We start from the raw sequence: 24,820 nt of genomic DNA on the forward strand, positions 1-24,820 counted from the left end.
ACCCCGACGTGCTCAGCCCAGGACCGCCACCAGGAAGTCCGCGTCCGGCCCGAACGGCCGCAGGTCCCAGGTCGCGAACCGGTGCTGCACCGCGAACCCCGCCTCCCGGGCATCGAGGTCGAGCGCGTCGAAGGCGTACCCGCGCCCCGCGCCGAACCCGACGACCAGCCGGCCCCCGGGCGCCAGGTGCGCGCGGATCCGGCGCAGCACCTCGGCCTCGGTGCCGGGCGCGACGAACGTCAGCACGTTGCCGGCCATCACCGCCACGTCGAACGGCTCGGCGACGCCCGCGGCGGGCAGGTCGAGCTCGGCGAGGTCGCCGACGTGCCAGTCGCCCGCGGGGTGGTCGGCGCGCGCGGCCTCGACGAGCACCGGGTCGACGTCCACGCCCACGACCGCGTGCCCGCGACGCGCGAGCTCGCCGCCGACGCGGCCCGGCCCGCAGCCGGCGTCCAGCACGCGGGACCCGCGGGGCACCATCGCGTCGATCATCCGGGCCTCGCCGGCCAGGTCGGCGCCCTCCGCGGCCATCGCGCGGAACCGCTCGACGTACCAGGTGGACCGGTCGGGGTTCTGCTGGCCGATCTGCTCCCAGCGGGTCGGCTGGCGCATGGCGCTCCTTCGGACGGCGGCGGACGCGGGCGGCACCGAGCCTAGGGCCCGCGCGGTCCCCGCCGTCAGCGGTGGACGGCCTTCCGCGCCTTCTTCGCCGCCTTCACGCCCGCCTTCTTGGCCGACGACGTCAGGGTGTCGATCAGGTACGACGACGCGGCGCCGAGCATGATGACGTCCTTCGCGACCCCGATCCCGTCCGGGTTGGGGCGCGGGTCGCCCGGCCCGCGGTGCAGCGCCGGGGTGCGCAGGTACATGCCGACGAGCGCCGCGGAGAACGCGGTGAACCCGGTGGCGACGGCGACGCGGGGGAGCACGGGCACCAGCAGCGCGGCGCCGAGACCCACCTCGGTGGCCCCGAGGGCCGTCGCGAACGTCTTCGGGTCCACGCCGGACAGGAACGGGTACGCGCCGGCGGCGGTGCCGTGCAGGCCGCGGGCGGTCGCCTCGTCGGCGCCGAGCTTGTCCAGGCCGGAGTTCAGGATGTAGGCGCCGGCGCCGAGGCGCAGCGGCAGGTGGCGGAGCTTCACGCGTCCTCCTCGAGGGTGGGGTGTCGCCCCGACGCTACGACCGCGCGCCCCGGCCCGCAGCGCGACGCCTTGACTTCGAGCGCGCTCCAAGGAGGAGCGTCCTCATCCATGAGCCTCAGCACCCGCACCCTCGGCAGCGCCGCGCACGGCACCGCCCTCACCGTCTCCGCCCTCGGGCTCGGCTGCATGGGCATGTCCGAGTTCTACGGCGCGACGTCCACGCCCGGGTCCGACCAGGAGCGCGAGTCGGTCGCGACGATCCACCGCGCCCTCGACCTCGGCGTCACGCTGCTCGACACCGCCGACATCTACGGCCCGCACACCAACGAGCGCCTGGTCGGCCGCGCGATCGCCGGGCGCCGGGACGAGGTCGTGCTCGCCACGAAGTTCGGCATCGTCCGCGACCCGGACCCGGCCGTGACGAGCCGCGGCGTGGACGGCCGACCGGAGTACGTCCGCGCCGCCCTGGACGCGAGCCTGCAGCGGCTCGGCGTCGACCACGTGGACCTGTACTACATGCACCGGATGGACCCGAAGGTCCCCGTCGAGGAGACGATGGGCGCGCTCGCCGAGGCGGTGCAGGCCGGCAAGGTGCGGCACCTCGGGCTGTCCGAGGCGGGGCCGGCGACGATCCGCCGCGCGCACGCCGTGCACCCGATCACGGCCGTGCAGACCGAGTACTCGCTGTGGACGCGGGACGTCGAGGCCGAGGTGCTGCCCACCCTGCGCGAGCTCGGCATCGGCCTGGTGCCGTACTCGCCGCTGGGCCGCGGGATGCTCACCGGCGCGATCGCGGCGCCCGACGACCTCGCGCCCGACGACTTCCGGCGCGCCAACCCCCGGTTCGCCGGCGAGGCGTTCGACGCCAACCGCGCGCTGGTCGAGCGGGTCCAGGCGCTCGCGGCCGAGCGGGGCGTGACCGCGGCGCAGCTCGCGCTCGCCTGGGTGCTGGCCCAGGGCGAGGACGTGGTGCCGATCCCCGGCACCCGCCGGGTCCGCTACCTGGAGCAGAACGTCGCGGCCGCCGACGTCCGGCTCGCCGCCGAGGACGTCGCGGCGCTCGCCGACGCGGTGCCGCCGCAGGCCGTCGTCGGCGACCGGTACCCCGACATGTCGACCATCGGGCGGTGACCGGCGCATGCTGAGGGGCGTGACCGAGGAGAGCCGCACCCTCACCATCGCCGAGGCCGCCGCCGCGACCGGGCTGACCCCGCACACGCTGCGGTACTACGAGCGCGACGGGCTGCTGCTCGACGCCGTGGAGCGGGCCTCGTCCGGGCACCGCCGGTACACCGAGCGGGACCTCGGCTGGATCCACCTGCTCACCCGGCTCCGGGCGACCGGCATGCCGATCCGGGAGATCCGGGAGTACGCCGACCTGGTCCGCCAGGGCGAGGGCACCGAGCCGGAGCGGATGGCGCTGCTGCAGGCGCACCGGGACGCGGTGCGGGCGCAGCTGGCCGAGGTCCAGGAGCACCTGGCGGCGATCGAGATGAAGATCGACGTCTACGCGGGGCGGCTCGGGTCGGGGCTGCCGGTGCCGGAGGCGGCCGCGGGCTGACGCCCCGCCGCCCCGGGCCGGCACCTCACACCGGTGCCAGGTGCCCCGGCCGCACGTCGTAGTCCCCGGGCTCCAGCAGCACCTCGCCCCGGCCGCCGGTGAGCGCCCGCAGGTCGAGGGCGTACCGGACCACCTCGGCCTCCGGCACGACCGCGTCGATCCGGACCCGGCCGTCGTCGGTGGCGCTGCTCGCGCTGATCCGGCCGCGCCGCCCGGACAGGTCGCCGAGCACGTCGCCCTGGGCCTCGGTCGGCACGACGACCGTGACCCGCACCGTCGGCTCCAGCAGCACCGTGCCGGCCGAGGCGAGCGCGGCGCGGACGCCCGCCGCGGCCGCGGTGCGGAACGCCATGTCGGAGGAGTCCACGGCGTGCGCCTTGCCGTCGTAGACCTCGACCTGCACGTCGACCACCGGGTGGCCCAGCGGCCCGCCGGCCGCCAGCGCCTCGGCGGCGCCGCGCTCGACGGCCGGCAGGTAGGACCGCGGCACCGCCCCGCCGACCACCGAGTCCACGAACGCGAATCCCGACCCCGGGGGGAGCGGGCGGAGCCGGAGCTGCACGACGGCGAACTGGCCGTGCCCGCCGGACTGCTTCTTCAGCCGCCCCTCCGCCTCCGCGGGCCGGGCGATCGTCTCGCGGTACGCGATCCGCACCGGCTCGGTGGTGACGTGCACGCCGAACACGCGGGCCAGCCGCTCGACGGCCACCGCGAGGTGCGCGTCCCCGAGCCCGCGCAGGACGGCCTGGTGCGCGGTGCGCTCGACCACCAGCGTGGGGTCCTCGGCGGCGAGCCGGGTCAGCGCCCCGGACAGCTTGTCGTCGTCGGCCTGGCTGACCGGGACCAGCGCGACGCCGAGCACCGGCCGCCGCGGCGGCAGGGTGGCGGGCCGGACCGGCTGCGACCGCGCCGCGAGCAGCGTGCCGGTCGGGGCGGAGCCGAGCTTGGCGACCGCGGCGATCCCGCCCGCGGCGACCGCGTCGACCGGCAGGTGCTCGCGGCCGCGCAGCCGGAACAGGCCGTGCAGCCGCTCCTCGGCACCGGTCGCGGTCACCAGCCGGTCGCCGGACCGCACGGTGCCGGACAGCACCTTGAACACGGACACCTGCCCGACGAACGGGTCGGCGACCGTCCGGAACACGTGCAGCACCGTCTCGGCGTCCGGGTCGGCGGGCAGGTCGGTCTCCGCGCCGTCCTCGGGCCCCCCGCCCCCGACCCGCAGCCGGGCCGGCCGGTCGGTCGGGGCGGGGCCGATCTCGCACACCAGGTCCGCGAGCCGGTCGATCCCGACGCCGGTGGCCGCGGACGCGACCAGCAGGGGCACCGCGCCGCCGGACGCGACCTCGCGGGCCAGGGTCCGCTCGAGGTCCGCCGGGCCGGGCTCCTCCCCGGACAGGTACTGCTCCAGCTGGTCGTCGTCGTGCGCGACGATCTCCTCCGTCACCTCGCCGTGCAGCCGGTGCTCCTCGTCCGCCACGTCGGCGGGCAGGTCGCAGTCCCGGTGCCGGCCGTCCGCGCCGTAGTCGAGGCCCCGGTCGGACAGCACGTCGGCGACCCCGTGCAGCGCCTGCTCCTCGCCCAGCGGCAGCTCCAGGGGCAGCACCGCGGCGGGGTCGTGGCCGGTGCGCGCGGCCAGGTCCCGGACCTGGTCCAGCACGCGGTGGAAGTCGGCGCGGGCGCGGTCCTCCTGCGAGACGACGACGAGGCGGGGGATCCCCGCCTCGTCGCACCGTCGCCACGCCGCCTCCGTCCCGGACTGGACCCCGTCGACGGCGCTCACCACCACCACCGCGAGGTCCGCGACCGCGAGGGCCGAGTCGACCGCCCCCGCGAAGTCGGGCGACCCCGGGGTGTCGAGCAGGGTCAGCCGGTGCGGGCTGCCCTGGCTGCACGTCCAGTCCAGGTCGGCCACCCCGAGCGCCACGGAGGAGCCGCGCGCGACCTCCTCGGGCTCGTGGTCGCAGACCGTGGAGCCGTCCTCGACCCGCCCGGCGCGGGGGACGGCCCCCGCGCGCAGCAGCAGGGCCTCGGCGAGCGTGGTCTTGCCTGATCCGGCGTGGCCGACGAGGGCCACGTTGCGGATCGTCGGCGTCGTTGCCGCGTCCATCGCACGTCCTTCGGGATCGGTGCCGGGACGGCCAGGCTAACCACGCGGGTCGCGGGAACGACAGGGACCTCGGCCGCTGGTGCGACCGAGGTCCCTGTGCTGCGTGCCCCGCGGGGCGGGTGTCAGGACGCGGAGAGGATGTCCACCACGAAGATCAGCGTCGAGTTGGCCGGGATGCTGCCGGACTCCTGGTCGCCGTAGCCGAGCGCCGGCGGGATGATCAGCAGCACCTGGCTGCCGACCGTCTGGCCGACCAGGCCCTGCTGCCAGCCCTGGATGACGTTGCTCAGCGGGAAGGTCGTGGCCGAGCCGCGCTCCCAGGACGAGTCGAAGGACGTGCCGTCCCACAGCCAGCCGCTGTACTGCACGGTGAGCGTCTGGCCCGCCTCCACCGCCGCGCCGGCCCCCTGGATCAGCGGCTGGACGACGAGGTCCGTCGGGGGGTCGGTCTCGAGCGGCTCGATCGACGGGGCGCCGTCCTCGGCCAGGGTGACCGTCGGCAGGCCCTCGGGCAGCGGGGTCACCGCGGTGCCCTCGGCGCGGTCGGGGACCGCCTCCGTGGTGACGACCTCGACGGCGAGCAGCGACGTGGCGTCCGACGCCGGGTTCGCGAACAGGAGGCGCGCGCCGACCTGCTGGCCGACGAGCTCGTCGAGCAGCACCGGGGGCAGGTTGTCGCTGGTCGCGAGGTACTGCTGCGGCTCGGCGCCGTAGGTGCCGCCGAGGGTGCTGCCGTCCTCGCCGCTCACGGCGGCGATGTCGACGGTCACCAGGTCGCCCTCGGCGACGGTGGCGCCCGTGCCGGGCGTGACGACCCGCGCGACCGGGGCCGAGACGGTGAACGGCTGCTCGAAGTCGAAGGTCGGCTCCTGGCCGGCCTCCCCGGTCAGGGTCACGGCCTCGAGCGCGGCGACGTCCTCCGCGGACGCCGTCGCGGCGGCCGTGGCCGTCGGGGAGGCGCTGGGGGAGGTGGAGTCGTCCGAGCCCCCGTCGCTGCACGCGGCGAGCAGCAGCAGGGAGGCGGCGAGGAGGGTGGCTGCCGTACGGCGCACGTGCTCGTCCTTCGATCGGGTGCGGGGGTTGCGGTGGGCCATCGTAGGCGCCCCCGCTGTGGCATCCCTGGGCCCGGCCGCCGGCGGCAGCGGTTCAGGGGCGGGCGACCATGGCGTCCGCGTGCCGGACGATCCAGCCCATCAGCGGCAGCAGGTGGTCCGCGAGCTCGCGGCCGAGCGGGGTCAGCGAGTAGTCGACCCGGGGCGGGATCGACGGCGTGGCCTCGCGGAGCACCAGGCCGTCGGCCTCCAGGGTGCGGAGCGTGGAGGCGAGCATCTTCTCGCTGATGCCCTCGACGAGCCGGCGCAGCTCGCCCCAGCGGAGCGTGCGTTCGGACAGCGCGACGAGGACGAGCACGCCCCACTTGCTGGTCACGTGGTCGAGCACCACCCGGCTCGGGCACGCGGAGGCGAGGACGCCGTCCGTGAGCAGGTCACCCAGAACCGATCCGGCGACGGCCGGAGCCGTGTCCTCGATGCTTACCGCCATGCCAGTACCTTACGCGAAAGTGGGTATCGGCGAGCGGGAAGGGTGGGTGCAGGCCGCCCGTTGGGGGAGGTGCCGGACGCGTCAGGCGGCCGGCCCCGTCCACCTTCGGAGGAGCTCCACCATGTCGATCGTCGTCACCGGCGCCACCGGCCACCTCGGCCGCCTCGTCGTCACCCACCTGCTCGCCGACGGCGTCCCGGCCGACCAGATCGTCGCCGCGGGCCGCCGCACCGAGACCCTCGCGGACCTCGCCGGGCGCGGCGTGCGGGTCGCCGCGCTCGACTACGGGAAGCCGGAGACGATCGCCGCCGCGCTCGAGGGCGCCGAGACCGTGCTCCTGGTGTCGGGCAGCGAGGTCGGGCAGCGCGTCGACCAGCACCGCGCCGTCATCGAGGCGGCCAAGGCCGCCGGCGTGCGCCGCCTCGTGTACACGTCCGCGCCGAAGGCCGACACCTCGCCGCTGGTGCTCGCCCCCGAGCACAAGGCCACCGAGGAGATCCTCCGCGCGTCCGGCCTCACCTTCACCATCCTGCGCAACGGCTGGTACACGGAGAACTACCTCGGCGACGTGCAGCAGGCGCGGGAGACCGGCGAGATCGTCGGCTCGTTCGGCGACGGCAGGGTGGCGTCCGCCCCGCGCGACGACTTCGCCGCGGCGGCCGCCGTCGTGCTGCGCACCGAGGGCCACGACGACGCCGTGTACGAGCTGTCCGGCGACGCGGCGTGGGGCTTCGACGAGCTCGCCGCCGCCGCGTCCGAGGTGCTGGGCCGCCCGGTGACGTACCGCGCGGTGTCCTCCGAGCAGCGCCGCGCCGACCTGACCGCCGCCGGTCTGGACGAGGGCACGGTCGGCTTCGTCGTCGCCCTGGAGGAGAACACCCGCGACGGCCTGCTCGCCGAGACCCCGGGCGACCTGTCCCGCCTGATCGGCCGCCCGACCACCCCGCTGGTCGACGCCCTCCGCGCCGCGCTCGCCCAGGCCTGACCGCTTCCCGCCGAGAGAGGACCGCCGCGCCGAGGTAGGGCCCGCCCCGGTCCTATCTCGGTGCCGGGGTCCTATCTCGGCGAGTGATGGCCGCGACGGAGCGCTCCGGATGCCGGGGCGGCCGGTCGGTGTGAGGCTCGATCGCATGACGCGATTCGGGTACACCCTCATGACCGAGCAGTCCGGGCCGAAGCAGCTCGTGGGGTACGCGGCCGACGCGGAGGAGCGCGGCTTCGACTTCCTCGTCTCCTCCGACCACTACTTCCCGTGGGTCGACGAGCAGGGGCACGCGCCGTACGCGTGGTCGCTGCTCGGCGCGGTCTCCCAGGTGACGTCCCGGGTCGACCTGATGACGTACGTGACCTGCCCGACCGTCCGGTACCACCCGGCCGTCGTCGCGCAGAAGGCCGCCACCCTCGGCGTCCTCTCCGACGGCCGGTTCACCCTGGGCCTCGGCGCGGGCGAGAACCTCAACGAGCACGTGGTCGGTGAGCGCTGGCCGGCGGTCGGGGAGCGGCACGACATGCTCGAGGAGGCGATCGAGATCATCCGGTCGCTGCTCGACGGCGACCGGCTGACCTTCGACGGCGTGCACTTCCGCACCGACTCCGCCCAGCTCTGGGACCTCCCGGACACCCGGGTGGAGATCGGCGTCGCGGTGTCCGGCGCGCAGTCGGTGTCCCGGTTCGCCCCGCTGGCCGACCACCTGGTGGCGACCGACCCCGAGGCGGACCTGCTGTCCTCGTGGGACGAGGCCCGCGCCCAGGCCGCGCACGCGATCGGGGGCGAGACCCCGGCGCCGTCGCGCAAGATCGGCCAGATCCCGATCTCGTGGGATCCTGACCTGGCCACGGCGAAGGAGCGCGCGCACGAGCAGTTCCGCTGGTTCGCCGGCGGCTGGCACGTGAACGCGGACCTGCCGACGACCGAGGCGTTCGACGCCGCCAGCCAGTTCGTGCGGCCGGACGACGTCGCGGAGACGATCCCGTGCGGTCCGGACCTCGACGCGATCGTCGCCAAGGTCCAGCCGTACTGGGAGGCCGGGTTCACCGACATCGCGCTGGTCCAGGTCGGCGACCAGGCGCAGCAGCGGTTCCTCGACGAGGTCGCCGGTCCCCTGCTGGAGAAGCTCCGGGCCGCTGCGCCGTCGTCCTGAACCGGATGTTTGCGCAACTGTGGGGTTGCGCACCCGTCGAGTTGAGAGGGAGGTGCGGCCGATGGCCGTCACCGCGTTCCAGGACCTGCCCCTGGCCGACCGCGACCGGGAGTGGGACGGCGCCGCCGCCGAGAAGCGCGTCCGCGCGTGGGCCGGCGCCGAGGACGAGCCGAACGAGAAGTACCGCGACGCGCACGTCTGGTACGACGCGGACGCCAAGGGCAACTTCACCGCGTACAAGCTGCTGATCGCCGACGTGGTCGGGGGGAAGCTCGTCGCCGTGCCGCGCGGGGTGTTCGCCGCGGCGGCCGTCATGCAGGGCTCCCGGGGCGGCGTCGACCTGCCGGCGAAGGACGTCGACCGGGTCAAGAGCCACCTCGCGAAGTACTACACGAAGCTCGACGACACCCCGCCCTGGGAGGACTGAGAGCGGGCCGGGTCGCCGGCCCGTCGGGGACCGCCTCTCCGCACCCGCGTGCGGGGGTGTCCCGGCTCGCGGTCGACGGGGGTGCGGACGCCCCGATTCGGGCACCCGAATCGGCGCGGATCGCGTGACTCCGGGCTCCGGTGCGCCCACGATGGAGCACCGTGCCACCCACCGACCAGGCCCCCGGGGCCCCCGCCGTCGCGCCCACCGCCCGCCAGGTCCGCCGCTGGCGCCGCTACCTCGCGGACGAGCGCGCCGAGGCCGCCGCCTACCGCGACCTCGCGTCGCGCCGCACGGGCGAGGAGCGCGCCATCCTGCTCGCGCTCGCCGACGCCGAGAAGCGGCACGAGCAGCACTGGCTCGACCTGCTCGGCGACCGCGTGGGGCGGCCGCTGCCCGGTGACATCCGGTCGCGGGTGCTCGGCGCGCTCGCGCGGCGGTTCGGCGGGGTGTTCGTCCTGGCCCTGGCCCAGCGCGCCGAGGCGCGGTCCGGCTACGGCGACGAGGCCGACGCGACGCCCACCATGGCCGCGGACGAGCGGATCCACGAGGAGGTCGTCCGCAGCCTGGCGATGCGCGGCCGCAGCCGGATGTCGGGCACGTTCCGCGCCGCGGTGTTCGGCGCCAACGACGGCCTCGTGAGCAACCTGGCGCTGGTGCTCGGCATCGGCGCGAGCGGCGTCGCGACGTCCACGGTCCTGCTGACCGGCCTCGCGGGCCTGCTCGCCGGCGCGCTGTCGATGGGCGCGGGCGAGTACGTCTCCGTGCGCTCGCAGCGCGAGCTGCTCGAGGCGTCCCGGCCCAGCGCGCAGGCCAGGGAGGCGCTGCCGCACCTCGACCTCGACGCCAACGAGCTCGCGCTGGTCTACCGGGCACGGGGGATGGGCGCGGACGAGGCGCAGGCACGCGCGGCCGGCGTGCTCGCCGACCTCGCGGCGGTCGGCGGACCGTCGGCGGCGCTGCCGCCCCAGGAGGCGGTGGTCGCCGGTGAGGAGATCGACGAGCACGAGACCGTCGGCAGCGCCGTCGGCGCCGCGCTGGCGAGCTTCTGCTTCTTCGCGGCCGGGGCCGTCGTGCCCGTGCTGCCGTACCTGCTCGGCATGGAGGGGTGGAGCGCCGTGGCGCTGGCCTCCGGCCTGGTCGGTGTCGCGCTGCTCGGCACCGGCGCGACCGTCGGCGTGCTGTCGGGGTCGTCGCCCGCCAAGCGCGCGCTGCGGCAGCTGGCGATCGGCTTCGGGGCGGCCGCGGCGACGTACCTGCTGGGCCTCGCGTTCGGCACGTCGGCGGCGTGACGCGTCCACCCTGTGGGATGTGTCACACAGGGGGTGAGGTAAGCCTTCCCTTCGGGTTACGGTGACGGCATGACAGCGTCCACCGCCGCGCCGGCCGTCACCACGCCGTTCCGGTTCTTCGACGTCCGGGTGTCGCGGATCGTGGACCTCAGCCCCTCCTTCCGCCGGTTCACCTTCACCGGCGAGGACCTGGACCAGTTCGCCGACAACGGCTTCGACCAGCGCATCAAGCTGCTGCTGCCGCTGCCCTGCGGCTACGACGTCGTCCCGACCGGCGAGTCCTGGTACCTGCAGTGGCGCGACCTGCCGGACGAGCTCCGGCACCCGATCCGCACCTACACGGCGCGGACGGCCCGCAACGACGTCCGCGAGCTCGACGTCGACATGGTGCTGCACGGCGACGCCGGGCCCGCCTCCGCGTGGGCCGGCTGCGCGCAGGTCGGCGACTCCCTCGTCATCCTGGGCCCGAACCGCGAGCACCCGGGCCCGTCAGGCGGCATCGACTTCGTCCCGCCCGCGCACGCCGACCGCCTGCTGCTCGCGGGCGACGAGACCGCGGCGCCCGCGATCGCCGGCATCCTCGAGCGGCTGCCCCGCGACGCCCGCGGCGAGGCGCTGATCGAGGTCCCCGTCACCGGCGACGCGATCCCGGTCGACGCCCCGGCCGGGGTGACCGTCCGCTGGCTGCCCCGCGACGGCGCCGCGCACGGCTCGCTCCTCGTCCCCGCGGTGCAGGCCGCGTGCAAGCGGCTCATGCCGCACGACGCCCCGCTGCCCGAGGGCATGGAGCTCGAGGACGTCGACATCGACGACGGCATCCTGTGGGAGGTCCCCGTGGACCACGCCACGGGCGAGCCGCTGCGGCAGTCCGCGGCGCTCTACGCGTGGCTCGCGGGGGAGGCCGGGGCGATCAAGACGCTGCGGCGGCACCTCGTCGGGACGTGCGGGGTGGACCGGAAGGCCGTGGCGTTCATGGGGTACTGGCGCGAGGGGCGGGCCGAGGGGGCCTGAGGGTCGCTGGCGCCTCGCGGACGTCGCGGCTGCCTCCTCGGCGCAGCCCCCGGGTACCCGGGGTGCCCCGACCGGGCGAAGCCGAGGTGGCGGGCGTAGAATGGGGTCAGCCCGGTGTCGAGGACCTCCCAGTGAGGCGACGACCCGGATCCAGCATCGGAGGGCGTCATGCCCGTCCAGCCTGCTTCCCACTCGACTCCCACCCCCAGCCGCCAGCCTGCCGAGCCGACGGCGCAGGCCCCTCGCCCTGCCGCACCCGCCCGGGCCTCGGGCACCCGCACGAGCGCCGCGTGGTTCGGCATCTGCATCGGCGTGCTGGTCCTCGTCGCGCTCGTCGTGTTCATGCTGCAGAACACCGGGCCCGTCGCGGTCTCCTTCCTCGGCCTGAGCGGGACCGCGCCGCTGGCGCTGACGCTGCTGATCGCCGGACTCGGCGTCGGGATCGTCGTCCTGGTGTTCGCCTCCCTGCGGATCGGCCAGCTCCGCCGCCGCGCCGCCGGCGGTCGCCCGACCGGAGCGCGGCGATGACCGCCGACGGCGAGCTCGCCACGCGCGAGCAGCCCCTCCGGCTCGCCTCGATCCTGACCAGCGCCCTGCCGGCGCTGCTCGGGACGAGCCAGGCACCGACGCAGTACACCGTCCCGGCCGTGTTCTCGCGACAGGTGTCCGTGCCAGAGAAGGCGGCGATCGAAGGACCGGAGACCGTCCGCAGGCTCGCCGAGCGCGGCTACCCCCAGGTGACGCTGCAGGTCTCCGACCGGCGGCTGCTCATCGGGCGCACCAGCCTCGCGCAGCTCGAGGACGGGCTCGCACACGAGATAGCGCTGGCGCTGGCCGACATCGGGCGCGCCGTCTCCCGGCAGCGCGACGAGCGCGCGGCCGCGGCGACCGCGCGTCAGTCCGCGGAGGCCGACCGCGCGGTCGACGTGCAACGGTCCGTCGACCGCATCAGCTTCGAGTAGGCGTGGCGGGCCGGGGGCGCGACCCGGGTCGAGCCCCTCGATCCGTGGCGGCGACGTGAGGCCGTGAGCGTCGCGCCCAGCGGCGGACGGCGTCATCACCGCCGCGGCCGTCGCCGGGCGGGCACGCCCTGCCGCTCAGGACCGCCACGTCGGCTCGAAGTCGGGGTGCCCCTCGTACAGCGACGCCATCGCGCGCAGGATCCGGTCCCCGACGTAGTGCACGCCGCTCTCGTGCCGCGAACCGGTCTCCCGCTCCATGTCCACGGTCTCGTCGAGCCCCGTCGCCTCGTACGCGAGGGCGATCAGCTCCCGCTGGACGCGGCACTCGGCCAGGACGCGCACCGGGTCCGCCGCGTCCCGGAGGTACACGGGGCCGTCCGCGCGCTCCGGTCCTCCGCTCGGGCCGAGGTGACCGCCGACCGCCAGCCGACGACGGGCGGCGGCCTCGCTCTCGCCGATGCGCGCGAGGAGGAACGTCGTGAGCGTCATCGCCGCGCCGCCCTCGGATCGGGATCGCTCCGGCACCCGGTTCCCCTCACCCGCCTGCGCGTGCCCGTTCCCGCCAGGCGTCGCGCCGGCCCCCCGCGTGCCGCACCGCCGCGGCCAGCAGCTCCAGCCGCCGCGCCCCCACGCGGGTCAGGTCACCCAGTCGCACCGCCGGCGCCGCGTCGACGTCGGACAGCGACGCGGCGAACAGCAGCACCCGCCGCTCGGAGGGGGACATCGGCCCGACGTAGGCGGAGACGGCCGCGAAGTCGATCCACGCGACGCCCTGCCCGCCCGCACGCCCCGGCGCGCGGCGCACCCACGGGTGTGCCGGCTGCGCCAGGCCCGCACGGATCAGGAGCTCCGTGGCGGCCTCGAGCGCGTCGATCCCGCGCGCCCACGCGCGGAGCAGGTCGTGCAGCTGCCCGCCCTGCTCGGGCACCGATCCTGCGGGGCGGCGGTCGTCTCGTGGCGGGAACGTGGTCACTCGCACGCGATCGCGTCGACGAGGTGCCGGACGCCGGCGGCGGGCATGAGCCCTGGGCGCCGGTCCACGGACCGAGGACGGGCGGGCACTGCTGGCAGGACGGGCATGACGCCCTCCGAACGAACGATCCGGGACGAGGCGCACCGAGGGAGATGAGGTCGCTGCCGGGCTGCTGCCCAGGCTACGCCCCGGTCGTCCACGGTGGCCCCAGCCCGCGGCGAGCAGGTCGACCAGGCGCATCCCGCGGTCGCCGACGGTCAGCGCACCCGTGTCCCGCTGCACCGGTGAGCCCGACTCGTGTCGACCACCTCCCCGTGACCCGACCGCCGGTCCCTGCTGCACCGGGGGCCCGCTCGCCGTGCCCGCGAGCGGGGGTCCCGACCCGTGCCGCGCATCCTTCCGGGTGACCAGACGCGTGAGCACCCGGTGCGGGTGCCGTCACGGCCGGGTGCTGGTCCGGTGCACGTGCCGCCGTGCCGGCGCCGGGCGGGCCAGGCTCTTCCCGTGACCGGACGATCGCGTGACCGCACCCCGCTCGACGCCGGGGCCCGCTGCGCCCTGGTCGCCGTCGCCGGGGCCACCGCCGTCGTCTGGCTCCAGGCGACCTGGGTCAACACCCGCCTGATGCAGCCCCTGGGCTACGGGAGCCCGACCTGGCTGGCCGCCGTCCTCGGGTGGGCGACGGCGGCGCTCGCGGTGGTCTGCGTCTGGCGGCGCGTCCGGCGGGGACGGTCGCCGGCCCGGCCGGGGCCGGGTGCCTGGGTGGTCGTGCTCGGGGTCTGGTGGGCGTGCTGCCACCTGCAGTGGGCGGTGCTGATGTCCGAGGTGTCGCTGGCGGACCCGCTGGATCACGACACGACGCCGCTCGAGCTGGTCCTGCTGCTGGCGGCCCTCACCGCGGTGGCTCGTCTCGTCCGGATCCGGTCCCGACCGCACAGGTCGTGACGACGCGGACAGGGCCGGCGTCTACCCGCGCGGCGGGCGCGGCTCGCCCCGCGCTGCCCGTCGGCGGGCGTCCCGCTCGGCGATCACCTGTGCGAGGACCACGCACGCCATGCCGGTCGCGGTCCACCAGTTCCCCAGCAGCGCCGACCCCACGCCGACCACGACCGCCACCACGACGAGGCCCAGCCGGAATCCGCTCACCTCGTCATGCTGGCACGTCCCGGGGCGGTCCGGGTGCCGCACGAGGCCGACGTCAGACGCACGCCCAGCAGTACAGCGCCTCATCGCGCTCGCGCGCTCCCCGGGCGAGCCCGGCCAGGTCGTGCAGGAACTCCGCGAGCGACTCCGGGTCGGAGATCCCGGCGAGCTCGTCGGTCCGGGACCACGGGACCGCCACCGCGGCCAGCGCGGCGTCGTCCGCCCGGGTGAGGGCGTCCACGACGACGTCGTCGACCCGCAGCACCACCTCCGCGCCGTCGTCCTGCATCGCCACCGGGTCGCGCCGGTCGGCCGCGGCGAGCACCTCGTCGAACGTCCGCCCGGTCAGCAGGGCGGTGACCGTGCCGAGCACCACGACCGGGTCGATGCTCCCGCCCGCCACGGTCGGGAACCCCGGCCCCGTCGCCTCCGCGGCCGGGGCGGGCACGCCGTGCGACCACCCGCTCGGTGCCGCGACGCCGGCGGGCCCGCCGTCCCGGTCCACGACGGCGGCGGCGGACTCGTCGGACGGCGCGGCGAAGTAGTCGCAGATCAGACCCATGCCGCCCATCCTGCCCGGTCCCGCGGCTGCGCCGACGCGCGCCGCGGGCGACACTGGTCCGGTGAGAAGGACGCACCAGCGGTTGCTGGGCGGCGTCGGCACCGTCGTCTTCGCGGGACTGGCGGTGACGTTCGTGCTGCGCGGCGGGACGCTCGACCTCGTGATGGCGGTGCTCGCGACTGCGGTGGCGGTCGCCCACGCGTCCACCGCGATCACCGCGCCCAGGCGCGAGCGCTGAGCCGCCAGCGGGTCGCCACCCGTCAGCCCGCCGGCACCCGCAGCCGGGCGCTCGTCCCCTGCCCGGCCGCGACCGCAGGTCCGGGTTGGCGCAGGTCTGCGACACCCTGCGCGGGTCAGGGCGTGCCGGCTCCGGGGGCGGCCCGGGGGGCCCGGAGCAGGCCCAGCGCCGCCTCGGCGGCCTCGGCCGTCCCCGGCTCGAGCCGCGCGACCCACCGGTCCCGCAGCGCGTCGAACCGCGCGGCGCCGATCGCCGTCATCTCGTCGCCGCGCGGGGTCACCCGCAGGCGCTTGAGCCGGGCGTCCTGCGGGTCGTCCACTCGCTCGACGTAGCCGAGCTGCTCGAGCGTCGCGACGGTCTTCGCCGCCGCCTGCCGGGTGGTGCCGAGGGTGCGTCCGAGGGCCGAGGCGCTGTCCGCGCCCTCCGCGACCGCGACGAGCGCGAACTCGAGGTTCGCGGTCACGCCGGGGTGCCCGTGCGCCGCGAGGTGCTCGACGACGTCGTCGACCATCTCCTCGAACGCGCCCAGCAGCAGGAGGGCGAGCTGGACGCCGCGGGTCGGTTCGGGCACGGCCCTGAGCGTAGGGCCGGTCCGGTGGTCTTGACAACCAGGTTGCGCAACGCGAGTCTGACAACCACGTTGTCAACCAGGAGGTCACCATGTCCGTCACCACCACCCCCGCCGACGTCGCGGGCGTCCGCCATCACCGCGCCGACGTCAACGGCACGACGCTGCACTACGTCACCGCCGGGGACGCGGGGTCGCCCGTCCTGCTCGTGCACGGCTTCCCCGAGTCCTGGTGGGCGTTCCACCGCCTGATCCCGCTGCTCGCGGCGGAGCACCGCGTGGTCGCGGTCGACCTGCGGGGCTTCGGGGACTCCGCGGTCGCCGGCGAGGGCGTCGGCAGCGCCGTCGCGGCCGAGGACCTGCACGCGCTCGTCGGCCACCTCGGGCTCGGGCCGGTGCACCTGCTCGGGCAGGACGTGGCGGGCGGCACCGTGCTGCGCCTGGCGACCGGTCACCCGGCGGACGTGGCGAGCCTCATCGCCGTCGAGATGGGCCTGGCCGGATTCGGGCTCGAGGCGTTCGCCGACGTGGCCCGGGGCGGTTCCTGGCACATCGGCGCGCTCGCCGCCCCGGGGATCCCGGAGCTGCTGCTCTCCGGGCGGGAGCGCGCGCTGCTGCGGACGTGGTTCCCGTCGATGACGGCCGTGCCCGGGTCGGTCACCGAGCGCGACGTCGACGAGTTCGCGCGCACCTTCGCGCGGCCCGGGGGCTGGCGCGGGGCCGCGGGGCTCTACCGGTCGGTCCTGGGCGAGGGCGACGAGCTCCGCGCTCTCGTCGCCGCCCGCCCGGTGACCGCGCCCGCCCTCGCCGTCGGCGGGTCCGGCGGGCCGTTCACCGCGGCGACCCTCGGTCACGTCGTGCAGGGCGAGGTCGCGTCGGTCCTGCTCGAGGGGGTCGGGCACCACGTGGCTCTCGAGGCGCCCGAGGCGCTCGCGGCGGCGGTGCTCGCGTTCACCCGGGAGGTGGACGCCTGAGGGGGGCGGCGCCCGCCCCGCGGGCGCCGCCCCCGGTCGCCCCGTACCCTGGGACGCGGTGTGCCGGGAAGTCTGGTCGGCTCCCTGCCCGGCGACCCTCCGGGCAGGTGGTCCAGCCGCCCCGGGAGTACCGCATGACCCCCTCGCCCCCGCACGCCCACGCCCCGTCCGCGCTGTCCCGCTGGGCGTCCCGCGAGACGACGGGAGGCGCCCTGCTGGTCGCGGCCGCGCTCGTCGCCCTGGTCTGGGCCAACTCGCCGTGGCGCGGTGCGTACGCCGACCTGTCCGGGTTCACGCTGGGACCGGGCGCGCTGCACCTGGACCTGGACCTGGCGCACTGGGCCGCTGACGGGCTGCTGGCGATCTTCTTCTTCGCGGTCGGGCTCGAGCTCAAGCACGAGATCGTCGCCGGGAGCCTGCGGGATCCGCGCCGCGCGGCCGTCCCGGTGCTGGCGGCCGTCGGCGGGATGCTGGTGCCGGCCGTGCTGTACGTCGCGGTCGTGGTGGCCGCCGGGGACGACGACGCGCTGTCGGGCTGGGCGGTGCCGACGGCCACCGACATCGCGTTCGCCCTCGCCGTGCTGGCGATCTTCGGCCGCGGGCTGCCGATCGCGATCCGCACGTTCCTGCTCACGCTGGCCGTGGTCGACGACCTCCTCGCGATCACGGTGATCGCCGCGTTCTACTCCGACGGCCTGGCCTGGGGCCCGCTCGCGGGCGCGCTGGCGGCGGTCGCCGCGTTCGCGGCGCTCGCCCGCTCGCCGTACGTCCACCCGTGGCTGCTGTGGCCGGTCGGGCTGGTCGCCTGGGGGTTCATGCACGCCTCGGGCGTGCACGCCACGATCGCCGGGGTGCTGCTCGGGCTCACGGTCCCGGCGCGCCCGGTGAACCGGGAGGCGGGTTCGCGCGCGCAGCGCTACGAGCACGCGATCAAGCCCTGGTCCGCGGTGGTCGCGCTGCCGGTGTTCGCGTTCTTCGCGGCCGGGGTGACGGTCGTGGGGGGCGACGGGTTCGCCGGGCTGGTGGCGGAGCCGGTGGTGCCCGCGGTCGTCCTCGGCCTCGTCGCGGGCAAGGTGATCGGGATCCTGGGCGTCGTCGCGCTGGTGACGCGCGGGTCGGGCCTGCGCCTGCCGGACGGCATCGGCGTCCGGGACCTGGCGCCGGTGGCGCTCCTCGCCGGTATCGGGTTCACCGTGTCGCTGCTGATCGCCGAGCTCGCCTTCGAGGGCGACCAGGGCATGGTCGGCGCCGCGAAGATCGCCGTGCTCGGGGCGACCCTGGTCGCGGCGACGGGCGCGGCCGTGCTGCTGCGCCGGGACGCCCGACGCCCCCGGGACGCCGACATGAACGAGGACGGCCAGGTGGACCGGGTCCAGCCGGCGGTCGGTGGTGGCCTGGCGGGTCCCGGGGCCGCGCGGTGACCGGGCGGCGCCGCGCCTCGCGCCCGGGACCGGTTGCAACGTTGTAACCTCAACCCCGTGGCGATCGAACCCGAGGGCAGGGCCGCCCCGACGCTGCGCGACGTCGCGCAGGTGGCGGGCGTGTCGTTCAAGACGGTGTCCAACGTGCTCAACGACCACCCGCAGGTGCGGGAGTCGACCCGCGCGAGGGTGCTCGCCGCGGTCGAGCAGGTGGGCTACCGGCCGAACCTCGCGGCGCGGAACCTGCGGCTCGGCCGCAGCGGGGTGATCGGGCTGGCGGTCCCGGAGCTGAGCCAGGCGTTCTTCGCCCAGCTGGCGGACGAGGTGATCCGGGTCGCCGCCGAGCAGGACCTCGTGGTCCTGGTCGAGCAGACCGGCGGGCTGCGGGAGCGCGAGCTCGAGGCGCTGCGCAACCCCCGGCTGTCGCTGACCGACGGGCTGCTGCTGGCTCCGCTCGGGCTGACCCACGAGGACGTCACGCCGGATCCGGCGGGCCGGCCGCTGGTCGTGCTGGGCGAGCCGCTGTTCCCGGGGCCGGTCGACCACGTGACGATGCAGCACGAGGCGGCGGCGCGCGCGGCGACGGACCACCTGCTCGGGCTCGGGCGGCGGCGGGTGATGCTGCTGGGCGCGCACGCGACCGAGGAGACCGGCGTGGCCGCGCTGCGGTACGCCGGCTACCGGGCCGCGGTCGAGGGGGCCGGCCTCGTGGTCGACGACGCGCTGGTGGTGCCGGTCGAGACCTGGGACCGGAGCAGCGGCGCCGAGGCGATGGCGCGGGTGCTGGACGCGGGCGTGCGGATGGACGCGGTGTTCGCGATGAACGACGACCTCGCGCTCGGGGCGCTGCGCTCGCTCCAGGAGCGCGGCGTCGCCGTACCCGGTGACGTCGCGCTGGTCGGCTTCGACGACGTCGCCGACGGCCGGTACACCTACCCGAGCCTGACGACCGTGGAGCCCGGCCGGCACGACATCGCCCGCGAGGCGGTGCGGCTGCTGCGCGAGCGCATCGACGACCGGGCCCGCGGCGAGCTGGAGCCCCGCGTGCTCGCGCCGGCGTTCCGGCTGGTCGTGCGGGAGTCCACCGGGGCCTGACCCCGGCCGGGTTGACACGCCCTGGCCCCGTGCCGCACGATCCCACTTACAACGTTGTCTTACAACGTTGTATGCGGGCTCTCCCCGAAAGGACACCACGCAATGAAGCGCACCCCCGCCCTCCTCGTCGCGCCGGTCTGCCTGGCGCTCACCCTCGCCGCCTGCTCCGGCGGCGGCTCCTCCGCCGACTCCGACGGCCCCGTCGAGCTCACCTTCTGGCACGGGTACACGGAGGCCGACGGCGACGTGCTCGAGCAGATCGTCGACGACTTCAACGCCGCCCACGACGGCGAGATCACGATCACCACGCAGGTGAACCCCTGGGACGTCATCGACGACACGTTCCTGCCGGCGCTGTCCGCGGACAACGGCCCGGAGATCGTCGCCATGCCGGCCGAGCGCCTGCCGGTCTACGCCGACCGCGGCGCGTTCGTCGAGCTCGACGACTTCTACGCCGACGACGGGGCCACGCCGGACCTCAACGCCGGGGCGCTCGACATGGTCACCGTCGACGGCACCGCCTACGGCGTCCCGACCGGCTTCGTGCCGCTCACGATGTTCTACAACAAGGCCCTGCTCGACGCCGCGGGCGTGGCCGTGCCGACGACCTGGGACGAGTGGGTCGCCGCCGCCCAGGCGCTGACGGTCGACGAGAACGGCGACGGCACCCCCGAGCAGTACGGCCTGGCGCTCGCCGACCACGCCACGGTCGGCAACGGCGTCTGGCCGACGCTGTTCTACGGCAACGGCGGCGGGATCGTCGAGGACGGCGAGGCGGTCATCGACTCGCCCGAGAACGCCGAGACGCTCGAGTTCTGGCACGACGCGGTCGCGGCCGGGAAGATCAGCCCGACCGGCGTCGACGGCGTGAGCGGCGACAGCCTGTTCAGCAGCGGCCGCGTCGCGATGTACATCGGCGGCCCGTGGATGGCCACCGTCTCCGAGGAGAACGGGATCGACTACGGCATCGCGCCGGTCCCGGCCGGGCCCGAGGAGCAGGCGGCGTCCGCGATCGGCGTCTCGATGGCGCTGACCCGGCAGGCCGACCAGGCCCAGCAGGCCGCGGCGCAGGAGTTCTTCTCCTACTTCCTGTCCCGCGAGGAGTCGGTCGCCTGGGCGCTCGGCTCGGGCTGGCCCCCGCTGCGCACCGACATCGCCGCCGACGAGGTGGACGAGAACCCGGTCGTGGCCGCGCTCACGGAGCAGGCCGAGCTCGGCCGCCCGCTGCTGCCCGGCGTGGTGAACAGCACCGACGTGCTGACCGCGGTCGACGACCTGACCCAGCGGGCGATGGCCGGGGAGCCGGTCGACGACCTGCTGGCGCAGGCGCAGACCGCGATCCAGGCCGCGCTCGACGACTGACCCGTTCCGGACCGGCCGCCCCCGGGACCCCCTGCACCCGGGGGCGGCCCGCCACCCTCGAGAGGCACCCCTCATGACGACCGCGCACGCGGCCGGGTCCCGCAAGCGGGCCTACCGCGCACCCGCCCCGCTCGGCGGGCGCGGCGGCCCCGTCCGGCAGCGCACCCGCACCGGCAGCCGCCGCACCCGCACCGCCCTCGCGTTCCTCGCGCCGGCCCTGATCATCCTCGCGGTGTTCGTCGTCTGGCCGATGGTCTCGGCGCTGCAGATGTCGTTCACCGACGCGAGCGGGTTCGGCCAGGCCGAGTGGGTCGGGCTGGACAACTACACCCGGATCTTCACCGACCCCGACATCCGCGACGCGGTGCTGAACACGGTGGTCTACGCCCTGCTGTTCACGCCGACGGCCGTGGTGGTGGCGCTGGCGCTCGCGCTGCTGCTGACCAACGACCGGCTGCCGTTGCGCGGGCTGTTCCGCACCTCGCTGTTCCTGCCGTTCATCATCTCGCTCGCCGTGGCCGCCCTGGCGTGGTCGTACCTGATCGACCCGCAGGTCGGCCTGCTGCACTACTGGCTGCGCGGCGTCGGGATCGACCTGGGCAACGTGCTGCAGGACCCGACGCTGGCGATGCCCGCCGTCGCCCTGGTCGCGGTGTGGAAGAACTTCGGTTTCTACATGGTGATCTTCATGGCCGGGCTCCAGGAGATCCCGGGCTCGCTGTACGAGGCCGCGAAGATGGACGGCGCCGGCGCCTGGTCCCGGTTCCGGCACATCACGCTGCCGATGCTGTCGAACACCACGGCGTTCGTGCTGATCTTCGCGCTGATCGCCGCCCTGCAGGCCTTCGACCAGATCTACGTGATGACCGGCGGCGGCCCCTACGGCAACACCCAGACCGTCGTGATGGAGATCTACGAGTCCGGGTTCCGCAAGCTCGACCTCGGGTTCGCCTCGGCCCTGTCCTACGTCCTGCTGCTCGCCACCCTCGCGCTGAGCATCGTCCAGTTCGTGTTCTTCGGGCGCCGCGAGGAGGAGTCCTGATGTCCGCCGCCACCCTGACCCCCGGCGCCGCGCCGGCGCCCGCCCCGGCCCCCGAGCGGCGGCGCGTCGTCGCCGCCGGCCGTCGCCGGGTCCGCCTCTCCACGGTCCTGCTCACGGCCGCGGTCACGGTCGCCACGCTGATCGTGCTGCTGCCGCTGTTCATCGTGCTGTTCACGGCGTTCAAGCCGACCGCGGAGGTCAACGCCTACCCGCCGACGCTGCTGCCCGACGCGTGGACGACCGCGAACTTCCAGCGGATCTTCGCCGACCTGCCGTTCGCGCGGCTGATCGGCAACAGCTTCCTCTTCGCCGGCGGCGTCACGCTGTTCGCGGTCGCCTTCGACGCGCTGGCCGCGTACGCGCTGGCCCGGATCGACTTCCGGGGCCGGCGGACGCTGCTGGTCGCGATCGTCGCGACGCTGATGATCCCGTTCCAGGCCACCCTGATCCCCGTCTACCAGATCGTCAGCGACCTGGGCTGGGTCAACACGTTCGCCGGGCTGATCGCGCCCCGCGCCGCCGACGCGTTCGGGATCTTCTTCCTCCGGCAGTTCTTCGTGGCGCTGCCGCGCGACCTCGACAACGCCGCCCGGATCGACGGCGCGTCCGAGCTGCGCGTGTTCTGGCAGATCGTGCTGCCGAACGCACGCCCCGCGGTCCTCACGCTCGCGATCTTCGTCTTCGTCAACAACTGGAACGACCTGCTCTGGCCGCTGGTCTTCACCACGCAACGGGAGATGGGCACGATCACATCCGGACTCACCCAGCTCACCGGCCCCGGCGGCATCGTGCCGTACGGCGTCATGATGGCCGGCGCGCTCGTCGCCGTCGTCCCGCTGGTCCTCGCCTTCATGCTCGTGCAGCGCAAGTTCATCGAGTCCATCGCCACCACGGGGCTCAAGTGACCGGGGTCGCGGCCGGCGGCCGCTGGTTCGAGGACGGTGCCCTTCACTTCGGGCTCGGCATCGAGGACACGTTCGTGCCGCAGGGCGGCCCGGGCGAGCGCCCGATCGACGAGTACGCGCTCACCGACCACTACGCGCGGTACGCCGAGGACCTCGGCCTCGCGTCGGACGCGGGGGCGACGTTCCTGCGCTGGGGCGTGCCCTGGCACCGGGTGAACCCCGAGCGCGGGGTGTGGGACTGGTCCTGGGTGGACCGGGTCGTCGACCGGTTCGGCGAGCTCGGGCTGCGGCCGGTCATCGACCTGCTGCACTACGGGACGCCGCTCTGGCTCGACGGCCAGTTCGCGCACCCCGACTACCCGCGGGTGGTCGCCGAGTACGGCGTCGCGTTCGCGGAGCGGTACGGCGACCGGGTCACCGACTACACGCCGGTCAACGAGCCGATGATCCACGCGCTGTTCTGCGGCGTGTACGGCTACTGGCCGCCGTACCTCACGGGCGACACCGGGCTGACGACGATGGTCCGCGCGCTGGGCGAGGGCTTCGTCCGCACCCAGCGGGGGATCGCCGAGGTGCTCGGCGACCGGGCGACGTTCATGCACGTCGACGCCTCGATGCGGTACGCCGGGGACGTGCACGGGGAGCACCGCGCGCAGGCCGAGCGGCTCACCCACCAGGCGCACCTGGTCGAGGACCTGGTCACCGGGGCGGTCGACGACCGGCACCCGCTCGCCGGCGCGCTGCGCGCGCACGGGATGGACGACGCGGCGCTCGCCTGGTTCGCCGACCACGCCGTGCGGCCCGACGTCATGGGCGTCAACTACTACCCGCGGATCTCGACCGAGGTGTTCGAGGACGGCGTGCACCACGGGGGCGGGTTCGCCGACCCGCGACCCGCGCAGGACGCCGGGGTGGCCGGGCTGGTCGAGGTGCTGCTCGAGGCCGAGCGCCGGCACGGCGCGCCCGTCATGCTGACCGAGACCGCGGTGACCGCCCCGGTCGCGGACCGGGTGGCCTGGCTGCACGAGTCGGTGGCGGCGATCCGCACGTTGCGCTCCCTGGGGCACCGCGTGGTGGGGTACACCTGGTGGCCGGTGTTCGACATGTACGAGTGGACCTACCGGCACGGCACCGCCGAGCGCGAGGAGTACCTGCTGACGATGGGGCTGTTCGACCTGGTCGAGGACGGCGCCGGCGGGCTGGACCGCCGGCGGACGCCGGTCGCGGACACGTACCGCGCGCTGGCGACCGACGCGCGGGCCAACGGCGCCGCCGCGGCGGAGGAGAGGCGGTGGGCGGCGTGACGGACGTGGGCAGCGGGGCGGGCGCGGGTGTGGGCGCGGGGGTCGGCGTGAACCCGATCGTGCTGCAGCGGGCGGACCCGTGCGTGCTGCGGCACGGGGGGCAGTACTACTTCACGGGCTCGCACCCGCTGTACGACCGGATCGTGCTCCGGCGCGCGGAGCGCCTGGAGGACCTGCAGGCGGCCGAGGAGGTGACGATCTGGGAGCGGCACGCCGCCGGCCCGCAGTCGCACCTGATCTGGGCGCCGGAGATCCACCGCGTCGGCGACGCCTGGTACGTGTACTACGCCGCGGCCCCGGACGACCACGGGACGGTGGACGTGCCCGGGACCGCCGAGACGTTCAACCACCGGGTCTACGTGCTGGAGAACACCGCCGCCGACCCGTTCGAGGGGCAGTGGGTCGAGCGGGGCCAGGTCGACACCGGGTGGGAGTCGTTCGCCCTCGACGCGACCAGCGCGGTGATCGACGGCACCCAGTACCTGGTCTGGGCGCAGCAGGCGTTCGACGTGCGCGGGCACTCCAACCTGTACATCGCCCCGATGGCGAACCCGTGGACGCTGGCCGGGCCGGCGGTCGAGCTGTCCCGCCCGGAGTTCGACTGGGAGGTCAAGGGGTTCTGGGTCAACGAGGGCCCCTCGGTCCTGGTCCGCGGCGGCCGCGTCTTCCTCACGTACTCGGGCGCCGCGACCGGGATCGACTACGCGATGGGCGTGCTGACCGCCGACCTGGGGTCCGACCTGCTCGACCCGGCGTCGTGGACCAAGAGCGAGACGCCGGTGTTCGTGTCCGACCCGGCCGCGGGCCAGTACGGGCCGGGGCACAACTCGTTCACCGAGCTGCCCGACGGCACCCCCGTGCTCGTCTACCACGCCCGCACCTACACCGAGATCGTCGGCGACCCGCTGTGGGACCCCAACCGGCACGCCCGCGCCCAGGTCCTGCCGTTCGACGACCACGGCAACCCCGTCTGGGGCACACCGGTCCCGGACACCCGGCCGGTGCCGACGAGCACGGACGTGCTCGGGCCCGCGGGGACCTGAGGCCG

At 75.3% G+C, this 24,820-nt stretch carries 29 protein-coding genes; 19 read left to right on the forward strand and 10 right to left on the reverse strand.

The window, feature by feature from the left end; translation table 11 throughout:
- Window positions 1-12 precede the first annotated feature (12 nt).
- A complete protein-coding gene (locus tag FS882_RS11940) occupies window positions 13-612 on the reverse strand; it encodes a class I SAM-dependent methyltransferase (RefSeq protein WP_158373286.1) in 600 nt (199 codons plus the stop codon).
- 65 nt (window positions 613-677) lie between these two features.
- Entirely contained in the window at window positions 678-1,142 is a 465-nt protein-coding gene (locus FS882_RS11945; protein ID WP_158373287.1) for a DoxX family membrane protein, read from the reverse strand.
- A 108-nt stretch (window positions 1,143-1,250) separates the two neighbouring features.
- Between FS882_RS11945 and FS882_RS11950 the strand changes: the two genes are divergently transcribed.
- Both FS882_RS11950 and FS882_RS11955 read left to right on the forward strand, forming a co-directional pair.
- On the forward strand, window positions 1,251-2,273 hold the full coding sequence (locus FS882_RS11950) for an aldo/keto reductase (RefSeq protein WP_158373288.1): 1,023 nt from the start codon (window positions 1,251-1,253) through the stop codon (window positions 2,271-2,273).
- A gap of 19 nt (window positions 2,274-2,292) precedes the next feature.
- Complete coding sequence (locus tag FS882_RS11955) at window positions 2,293-2,703, forward strand: MerR family transcriptional regulator (protein ID WP_262348260.1); 411 nt, start codon at window positions 2,293-2,295, stop codon at window positions 2,701-2,703.
- 25 nt (window positions 2,704-2,728) lie between these two features.
- Here FS882_RS11955 and FS882_RS11960 read toward each other — a convergent pair whose 3' ends face one another.
- The 3 genes from FS882_RS11960 to FS882_RS11970 form a co-directional block, all read right to left on the reverse strand.
- Window positions 2,729-4,810 carry an elongation factor G gene (locus tag FS882_RS11960; RefSeq protein WP_158373290.1) on the reverse strand — a complete coding sequence of 694 codons (2,082 nt, stop codon included), beginning with the start codon at window positions 4,808-4,810 and terminating at the stop codon, window positions 2,729-2,731.
- Between the two features lie 122 nt (window positions 4,811-4,932).
- Window positions 4,933-5,862, reverse strand: a complete 930-nt coding sequence (locus FS882_RS11965; RefSeq protein WP_262348261.1) for an FKBP-type peptidyl-prolyl cis-trans isomerase — start codon at window positions 5,860-5,862, stop codon at window positions 4,933-4,935.
- 94 nt (window positions 5,863-5,956) lie between these two features.
- Entirely contained in the window at window positions 5,957-6,352 is a 396-nt protein-coding gene (locus FS882_RS11970; RefSeq protein ID WP_158373292.1) for a winged helix-turn-helix transcriptional regulator, read from the reverse strand.
- 121 nt (window positions 6,353-6,473) lie between these two features.
- On the opposite strand from FS882_RS11970, the gene FS882_RS11975 reads away from it, so the two are divergent.
- The 7 genes from FS882_RS11975 (at window position 6,474) to FS882_RS12005 (ending at window position 12,185) form a co-directional block, all read left to right on the forward strand.
- Window positions 6,474-7,337 (forward strand): SDR family oxidoreductase, encoded by an 864-nt coding sequence (locus tag FS882_RS11975; RefSeq protein WP_158373293.1) that lies wholly within the window; start codon window positions 6,474-6,476, stop codon window positions 7,335-7,337.
- Between the two features lie 145 nt (window positions 7,338-7,482).
- Window positions 7,483-8,493 (forward strand): TIGR03557 family F420-dependent LLM class oxidoreductase, encoded by a 1,011-nt coding sequence (locus tag FS882_RS11980; protein WP_158373294.1) that lies wholly within the window; start codon window positions 7,483-7,485, stop codon window positions 8,491-8,493.
- A gap of 61 nt (window positions 8,494-8,554) precedes the next feature.
- Complete coding sequence (locus FS882_RS11985) at window positions 8,555-8,920, forward strand: hypothetical protein (RefSeq protein ID WP_158373295.1); 366 nt, start codon at window positions 8,555-8,557, stop codon at window positions 8,918-8,920.
- Between the two features lie 161 nt (window positions 8,921-9,081).
- Window positions 9,082-10,212, forward strand: coding sequence for a VIT1/CCC1 transporter family protein (locus FS882_RS11990; RefSeq protein WP_158373296.1), 1,131 nt, complete (start codon window positions 9,082-9,084; stop codon window positions 10,210-10,212).
- Between the two features lie 69 nt (window positions 10,213-10,281).
- Window positions 10,282-11,223 (forward strand): siderophore-interacting protein, encoded by a 942-nt coding sequence (locus FS882_RS11995; RefSeq protein WP_158373297.1) that lies wholly within the window; start codon window positions 10,282-10,284, stop codon window positions 11,221-11,223.
- Window positions 11,224-11,391: 168 nt separating this feature from the next.
- Window positions 11,392-11,751 (forward strand): lipopolysaccharide assembly LapA domain-containing protein, encoded by a 360-nt coding sequence (locus FS882_RS12000; RefSeq protein WP_158373298.1) that lies wholly within the window; start codon window positions 11,392-11,394, stop codon window positions 11,749-11,751.
- A complete protein-coding gene (locus tag FS882_RS12005) occupies window positions 11,748-12,185 on the forward strand; it encodes a hypothetical protein (protein ID WP_158373299.1) in 438 nt (145 codons plus the stop codon). Before FS882_RS12000 ends, FS882_RS12005 begins: the two co-directional genes overlap by 4 nt.
- Window positions 12,186-12,320: 135 nt before the next feature.
- Here the strand turns inward: FS882_RS12005 and FS882_RS12010 are convergent, their stop codons facing one another.
- Entirely contained in the window at window positions 12,321-12,674 is a 354-nt protein-coding gene (locus tag FS882_RS12010) for a DUF6221 family protein (RefSeq protein ID WP_187365271.1), read from the reverse strand.
- Between the two features lie 46 nt (window positions 12,675-12,720).
- Window positions 12,721-13,113, reverse strand: a complete 393-nt coding sequence (locus FS882_RS12015; protein ID WP_158373301.1) for a hypothetical protein — start codon at window positions 13,111-13,113, stop codon at window positions 12,721-12,723.
- Between the two features lie 549 nt (window positions 13,114-13,662).
- Here FS882_RS12015 and FS882_RS12020 point away from each other — a divergent pair.
- Window positions 13,663-14,103, forward strand: a complete 441-nt coding sequence (locus tag FS882_RS12020) for a hypothetical protein (protein WP_158373302.1) — start codon at window positions 13,663-13,665, stop codon at window positions 14,101-14,103.
- Window positions 14,104-14,124: 21 nt separating this feature from the next.
- On the opposite strand, the gene FS882_RS12025 is transcribed toward FS882_RS12020, so the two are convergent.
- Both FS882_RS12025 and FS882_RS12030 read right to left on the reverse strand, forming a co-directional pair.
- Window positions 14,125-14,304 carry a hypothetical protein gene (locus tag FS882_RS12025; protein WP_158373303.1) on the reverse strand — a complete coding sequence of 60 codons (180 nt, stop codon included), beginning with the start codon at window positions 14,302-14,304 and terminating at the stop codon, window positions 14,125-14,127.
- Window positions 14,305-14,356: 52 nt separating this feature from the next.
- Window positions 14,357-14,863: a hypothetical protein gene (locus FS882_RS12030; protein WP_187365272.1), complete on the reverse strand. Its 507-nt coding sequence runs from the start codon at window positions 14,861-14,863 to the stop codon at window positions 14,357-14,359.
- A gap of 61 nt (window positions 14,864-14,924) precedes the next feature.
- On the opposite strand from FS882_RS12030, the gene FS882_RS21005 reads away from it, so the two are divergent.
- Window positions 14,925-15,101, forward strand: coding sequence for a hypothetical protein (locus FS882_RS21005; protein WP_187365273.1), 177 nt, complete (start codon window positions 14,925-14,927; stop codon window positions 15,099-15,101).
- A gap of 115 nt (window positions 15,102-15,216) precedes the next feature.
- Here the strand turns inward: FS882_RS21005 and FS882_RS12035 are convergent, their stop codons facing one another.
- Window positions 15,217-15,672, reverse strand: coding sequence for a MarR family winged helix-turn-helix transcriptional regulator (locus tag FS882_RS12035; protein WP_158373305.1), 456 nt, complete (start codon window positions 15,670-15,672; stop codon window positions 15,217-15,219).
- An 89-nt stretch (window positions 15,673-15,761) separates the two neighbouring features.
- On the opposite strand from FS882_RS12035, the gene FS882_RS12040 reads away from it, so the two are divergent.
- The 8 genes from FS882_RS12040 (at window position 15,762) to FS882_RS12075 (ending at window position 24,815) form a co-directional block, all read left to right on the forward strand.
- Entirely contained in the window at window positions 15,762-16,643 is an 882-nt protein-coding gene (locus FS882_RS12040) for an alpha/beta fold hydrolase (RefSeq protein ID WP_158373306.1), read from the forward strand.
- A 134-nt stretch (window positions 16,644-16,777) separates the two neighbouring features.
- Window positions 16,778-18,064: a Na+/H+ antiporter NhaA gene (nhaA, locus tag FS882_RS12045; RefSeq protein ID WP_158373307.1), complete on the forward strand. Its 1,287-nt coding sequence runs from the start codon at window positions 16,778-16,780 to the stop codon at window positions 18,062-18,064.
- Between the two features lie 57 nt (window positions 18,065-18,121).
- Window positions 18,122-19,159 (forward strand): LacI family DNA-binding transcriptional regulator, encoded by a 1,038-nt coding sequence (locus FS882_RS12050; protein WP_158373308.1) that lies wholly within the window; start codon window positions 18,122-18,124, stop codon window positions 19,157-19,159.
- A gap of 102 nt (window positions 19,160-19,261) precedes the next feature.
- Window positions 19,262-20,521: an ABC transporter substrate-binding protein gene (locus FS882_RS12055; protein WP_158373309.1), complete on the forward strand. Its 1,260-nt coding sequence runs from the start codon at window positions 19,262-19,264 to the stop codon at window positions 20,519-20,521.
- A 73-nt stretch (window positions 20,522-20,594) separates the two neighbouring features.
- Window positions 20,595-21,563 carry a carbohydrate ABC transporter permease gene (locus FS882_RS12060; RefSeq protein ID WP_158373310.1) on the forward strand — a complete coding sequence of 323 codons (969 nt, stop codon included), beginning with the start codon at window positions 20,595-20,597 and terminating at the stop codon, window positions 21,561-21,563.
- Window positions 21,563-22,468 carry a carbohydrate ABC transporter permease gene (locus FS882_RS12065; RefSeq protein ID WP_158373311.1) on the forward strand — a complete coding sequence of 302 codons (906 nt, stop codon included), beginning with the start codon at window positions 21,563-21,565 and terminating at the stop codon, window positions 22,466-22,468. The genes FS882_RS12060 and FS882_RS12065 overlap by 1 nt, the downstream gene beginning before the upstream one ends.
- The gene (locus FS882_RS12070) at window positions 22,465-23,772 is read left to right on the forward strand and encodes a family 1 glycosylhydrolase (protein WP_158373312.1); all 1,308 of its coding nucleotides are present in this window, start codon (window positions 22,465-22,467) and stop codon (window positions 23,770-23,772) included. The genes FS882_RS12065 and FS882_RS12070 overlap by 4 nt, the downstream gene beginning before the upstream one ends.
- Window positions 23,760-24,815, forward strand: a complete 1,056-nt coding sequence (locus tag FS882_RS12075; RefSeq protein WP_262348262.1) for a family 43 glycosylhydrolase — start codon at window positions 23,760-23,762, stop codon at window positions 24,813-24,815. Before FS882_RS12070 ends, FS882_RS12075 begins: the two co-directional genes overlap by 13 nt.
- Window positions 24,816-24,820 lie beyond the last annotated feature (5 nt).

The sequence above is a fragment of the Cellulosimicrobium cellulans genome (genome assembly GCF_007679345.1).
Classification (GTDB): Bacteria; Actinomycetota; Actinomycetes; order Actinomycetales; family Cellulomonadaceae; genus Cellulomonas; species Cellulomonas cellulans_A.

Excerpts from the sequence above, each read along its gene's own strand:
- FS882_RS11940 (WP_158373286.1), bottom strand. The coding sequence starts at position 612 with ATGCGCCAGCCGACCCGCTGGGAGCAGATCGGCCAGCAGAACCCCGAC.
- FS882_RS11950 (WP_158373288.1), top strand. The coding sequence starts at position 1,251 with ATGAGCCTCAGCACCCGCACCCTCGGCAGCGCCGCGCACGGCACCGCC.
- FS882_RS11960 (WP_158373290.1), bottom strand. The coding sequence starts at position 4,810 with ATGGACGCGGCAACGACGCCGACGATCCGCAACGTGGCCCTCGTCGGC.
- FS882_RS11970 (WP_158373292.1), bottom strand. The coding sequence starts at position 6,352 with ATGGCGGTAAGCATCGAGGACACGGCTCCGGCCGTCGCCGGATCGGTT.
- FS882_RS11975 (WP_158373293.1), top strand. The coding sequence starts at position 6,474 with ATGTCGATCGTCGTCACCGGCGCCACCGGCCACCTCGGCCGCCTCGTC.
- FS882_RS11980 (WP_158373294.1), top strand. The coding sequence starts at position 7,483 with ATGACGCGATTCGGGTACACCCTCATGACCGAGCAGTCCGGGCCGAAG.
- FS882_RS11985 (WP_158373295.1), top strand. The coding sequence starts at position 8,555 with ATGGCCGTCACCGCGTTCCAGGACCTGCCCCTGGCCGACCGCGACCGG.
- FS882_RS11995 (WP_158373297.1), top strand. The coding sequence starts at position 10,282 with ATGACAGCGTCCACCGCCGCGCCGGCCGTCACCACGCCGTTCCGGTTC.
- FS882_RS12000 (WP_158373298.1), top strand. The coding sequence starts at position 11,392 with ATGCCCGTCCAGCCTGCTTCCCACTCGACTCCCACCCCCAGCCGCCAG.
- FS882_RS12005 (WP_158373299.1), top strand. The coding sequence starts at position 11,748 with ATGACCGCCGACGGCGAGCTCGCCACGCGCGAGCAGCCCCTCCGGCTC.
- FS882_RS12010 (WP_187365271.1), bottom strand. The coding sequence starts at position 12,674 with ATGACGCTCACGACGTTCCTCCTCGCGCGCATCGGCGAGAGCGAGGCC.
- FS882_RS12030 (WP_187365272.1), bottom strand. The coding sequence starts at position 14,863 with ATGGGTCTGATCTGCGACTACTTCGCCGCGCCGTCCGACGAGTCCGCC.
- FS882_RS12040 (WP_158373306.1), top strand. The coding sequence starts at position 15,762 with ATGTCCGTCACCACCACCCCCGCCGACGTCGCGGGCGTCCGCCATCAC.
- nhaA (WP_158373307.1), top strand. The coding sequence starts at position 16,778 with ATGACCCCCTCGCCCCCGCACGCCCACGCCCCGTCCGCGCTGTCCCGC.
- FS882_RS12055 (WP_158373309.1), top strand. The coding sequence starts at position 19,262 with ATGAAGCGCACCCCCGCCCTCCTCGTCGCGCCGGTCTGCCTGGCGCTC.
- FS882_RS12060 (WP_158373310.1), top strand. The coding sequence starts at position 20,595 with ATGACGACCGCGCACGCGGCCGGGTCCCGCAAGCGGGCCTACCGCGCA.
- FS882_RS12065 (WP_158373311.1), top strand. The coding sequence starts at position 21,563 with ATGTCCGCCGCCACCCTGACCCCCGGCGCCGCGCCGGCGCCCGCCCCG.